The 3,492-nt window shown below is 67.7% G+C and carries 4 protein-coding genes and 1 pseudogene; 2 read left to right on the top strand and 3 right to left on the bottom strand.

Annotated features, from left to right (window positions below; translation table 11 throughout):
* Window positions 1-215 (bottom strand): annotated as a pseudogene (locus tag HUK84_RS12785) (glycosyl transferase); the annotation flags it as partial.
* A 522-nt stretch (window positions 216-737) separates the two neighbouring features.
* On the opposite strand from HUK84_RS12785, the gene HUK84_RS12780 reads away from it, so the two are divergent.
* On the top strand, window positions 738-1,277 hold the full coding sequence (locus HUK84_RS12780; protein WP_246285655.1) for a helix-turn-helix domain-containing protein: 540 nt from the start codon (window positions 738-740) through the stop codon (window positions 1,275-1,277).
* A gap of 60 nt (window positions 1,278-1,337) precedes the next feature.
* Here the strand turns inward: HUK84_RS12780 and HUK84_RS12775 are convergent, their stop codons facing one another.
* Complete coding sequence (locus tag HUK84_RS12775; RefSeq protein WP_176640635.1) at window positions 1,338-1,982, bottom strand: endonuclease/exonuclease/phosphatase family protein; 645 nt, start codon at window positions 1,980-1,982, stop codon at window positions 1,338-1,340.
* An 8-nt stretch (window positions 1,983-1,990) separates the two neighbouring features.
* Window positions 1,991-2,473: a cupin domain-containing protein gene (locus HUK84_RS12770; RefSeq protein ID WP_246285656.1), complete on the bottom strand. Its 483-nt coding sequence runs from the start codon at window positions 2,471-2,473 to the stop codon at window positions 1,991-1,993.
* A 274-nt stretch (window positions 2,474-2,747) separates the two neighbouring features.
* Here HUK84_RS12770 and HUK84_RS12765 point away from each other — a divergent pair.
* The coding region (locus HUK84_RS12765; RefSeq protein ID WP_176640634.1) for an ABC transporter ATP-binding protein at window positions 2,748-3,492 on the top strand (745 nt) is incomplete at its 3' end.

The raw sequence follows: 3,492 nt of genomic DNA, 5'->3' as shown, positions 1-3,492 counted from the left end.
AGGCCCGTCGCCTGCCGCAAGGCCGCGGATGCGGCCTGGTCCGGCAGGGGCACGTGCAGCGCCGCCCCGGTGGTCAGCCGCGCCAGATAACGCGCGGTGGTCAGGAAGACCTCGGCGTCGGCCTCGGTGCTGGGAAGCGGGTTTTCAAAGGCGAACAGGATGCGTAACGCCCCGCCTTGAACCGCATCGGTGGGGGGCGGGCTGGTCTGTGTCATGTCGAAATCCGCTTTTCGTCCCGCCAGGCCGGGCTGGCGGCGCATATGAGCGGGAATGCCGGTTGCTGTCCAGAACCGCTTCATCCGGAACCATTTTGTCCGGAAGAGCCGGGGCCGTTCCCCGGGGCTGGTACCGGCGGGCGGCGGGCATGGCATCAGGCATCTCGCGCGGGCGTGCAACCATCTCGGTTCCGCGACGCTAGAGGTGAGTTACCGGACAAAGCGTCCTGCCCGCGCCTCAGGAGCCAACGGTCATGCCTGACCTGACATTCACTGAAACCCTGTCTTGTCTGATGGTGCTGCGCGCGCAGGTCTCGGGCCCTCATTCGGTGCTGGTCGCCCGGAACTGACTCACCGGTAATGGCATGTCGTACAGAAGTATCGGGTATTGGAGGCCGGGATTAAATCCCGAATTTGATGGTGACCATCAAATCAACACAAATTTCGTAATGTAATTTCTTTATGAAGATATTATGGCCGGGATCGTGCCCGCCACCACCTTGTTTTGAATGGAGAATGGCTATGACAGACAATGTGGCGATGATCGACAGGGACCCCCTGCTGCTGGCCGGCGCCACCGCCCATGCCCTTGAGCCCCGCGCGCTTGACGCGGACGGTTCGGCTGCGGCCGCGCGGCATCATGCGGACGATCTGATGCATCATGTCCGCGCGCCGGTCTTGACGCAGGATGAGCGGATCGGCGGAGCCAAGATGTCGCGGCCGACGCCGGCGCAGCAACTGGGCAAGCGTATCCAGGCCCTGCGGAAGGCCGCGGGCATGAACCAGTATCAGTTGGCCGACCGGTTGGGCATGTCGCGGTCGGCCGTCGCGTTCTGGGAGACCGGGCGCGAGAGCAGCGCGCGCAAGCATATTCCGCGCCTGGCCCGTCTGTTCGGCGTGTCCGAGGAAGCGTTCCTGACCGACCAGCACGACGAAAGCCATGAGATGACGCTGACGTCCGACGAGCACGACCTGCTGGTGCTGTACCGGATGCTGGATGCGACGGACAAGCTGTCGGCCCAGAAATGGATCGAAAAGCGGGTCGTGCGCCAAGGCCAGTGATGCCGGAGACGATGATCTCGGAAGCACCTGGGATCCCGGACGCACCCGGCCGGGTCCGGGTCAGCGCGCCAGCGTGACCAGGATCGGCCGGTGGTCCGACGGGCCGTAGGGCAGGGCGCTGCACGACACGCAATGAAGGGCGCGCGCCACGCAGCGATCCAGGCGTAGCGGCAGGACGCCGTACATGCGGTGCGTTGCCGTTCGCGGGCCCAGATCGGTGAAGCCGGGCGGGCAGGTCGGCCCGACGGCGTTGAAATCGCCCATGATGACGTCGATGTCGGGGCAGGCCGACAGGATGTGGCGGATCTGCCGCCGGTTGGCGCGCTGGCCATGGTCCAGATGCACGTTCGCGATGCGCAGTCCGCCCGTGCGCCCCTCCATATGCCCATCCATGCGGATGATCTGTGCGGCGCGCGGCGCGACCGAACGGCGGATGGGGACCGGCAGGTCGCGGCGGGTCGCGGCGGGCAGCATCAATTGCGTCGCCTGGACCGGATGCGGGCTCCACATGGCCGGGGCGTGCGGACGCGGCGGCGCCATGGCGCGGTGGTACCGGCCGCCCAGCAAGTCCGGCAGCGCGTCCAGGCCCGCCGTCGTTTCCTGCATCAGCACCAGGTCCGGTGCGACGTCCCGGATCAGCCGGGCCACGTCGTGGCAGCCGGCGCCGCGCCGTACCAGCAGGTTCCAACTGAGGATACGCAGCATGTGCCGGCCTATTGGAACCGGCACGGCCGGTCGATCGTGGGGGCCTGGTCGGTCTGGATGACCATCAGCGTCACCGGTCCGTCGCCGACATTGCCGGCATTGTGTCCGATATGTCCCCTGGCGTCACGGCGGGACATCTGGTCCTCGCCCAGCGAGAGGTCGCCGGGCCCCATGACCACGCGGGTGCCGTCCATCGCCTCGACGAACCACGTGCCCCGCAGGGGAATGATCCATTGCACCGTCGGGTCCGGGTGCCAGGTGCCGTCCCAGTGCGCCGGCTGCACGGTCGAAATGATGGTCGTGCGGCCGGGCGGCAGCCGGTCCTGCCATTGCGGGCCGGCCGGCTTCGACATGGATTTCAGGATGTAGCGGTGGAAATGGCAGTGCGTCAGGTGGCTGACGCCTTTCGAATCGGTCCAGTTGTGCCAATAGACGCCCTGCGGGGCGGCGTCGGACGCGGTTGCGTCCGCTGGCATCATCGCCGGCATCATTGCCGGCATCATTGGTGGAATCATCGCGAGCATCGTCGTCAGAATTCTCGCGCGCGTCCGGTGCGCGTGCAACCGGCGATGGAGCGGATCGGTGTCGGTCATGGCCGCATTCCTCCTGCCCGCCGATCATGCCCGTCCCGCCGCGTCCTGTCCGGTCTCCGGACTTCAAAAATCCTTTTATTTGCCTCGGGCCCGGATCGCGGGGATTCTGGACGCGATGTCCTGCGGTCCTGCCTGGCGGCCCTGCCCGGCCGGCCCGGTCGAAAGGGATGGGATGAACGCGGAAACGCAGGGAGCGGCGCAACCTGCCGCGGCGGCGGTGGTCGATGTCCGGGATCTCGTCAAGGCCTTCGGGACATGTCGGGCCCTGGACGGGCTGTCCTTCGCGATCGCGCCGGGTGAGATCGTGGCCCTGCTGGGGCCGAACGGTGCGGGAAAATCCACGCTGATCGGCTGTCTGCTGGGGTTTCTGCTGCCCGGCAGCGGCACGGTCTCGATCTGGGGGCAGGAGGCCGGGGCGCTGGATGCGCTGCGGCGTGCCCGCATGGGCTATGTGCCGCAGGCGATGAATGCGTTCGGGTCCTTTCGGGTCGGGCAATTGATCGCCTATCTGGGCGGGTTTTACGCCAGCGTGCCGCAGGCGCCCGATCCGGCGCTGCTGGCCTGGGCCGATCTCGACCCCGCGGCGCGGGTCGGGCGGCTGTCGGGCGGGCAGAAGCAGCGCCTGGCCATCGTGCTGGCGCTGCGCCATCGGCCGGATTTCCTGATCCTGGACGAGCCGGTCGCCAGCCTGGACCCCCAGGCGCGGCGCGATTTCATGGCCCTGCTGGACGAATATTGCGCGCGGACGGGCGCCTGCGTGCTGATGTCCTCGCATATCCTGTCGGACCTGGAGAAGGTGGCGACGCGCGCGCTGTTCATGGCGCGGGGGCGCATCGTGCATGACACGCCGATGGAGCGGTTTCGCCGGGCCACGCGCTGGATCGTGCCGGCGGGCGATGGCGGCGCGGCGCCGCCCA

Source organism: Nguyenibacter vanlangensis, from assembly GCF_013376155.1.
Taxonomy (GTDB): Bacteria; Pseudomonadota; Alphaproteobacteria; order Acetobacterales; family Acetobacteraceae; genus Gluconacetobacter; species Gluconacetobacter vanlangensis.
The sequence above is the reverse complement of the archived record's forward strand: the minus strand, read 5'-3'. Positions and strand labels throughout refer to the sequence as shown.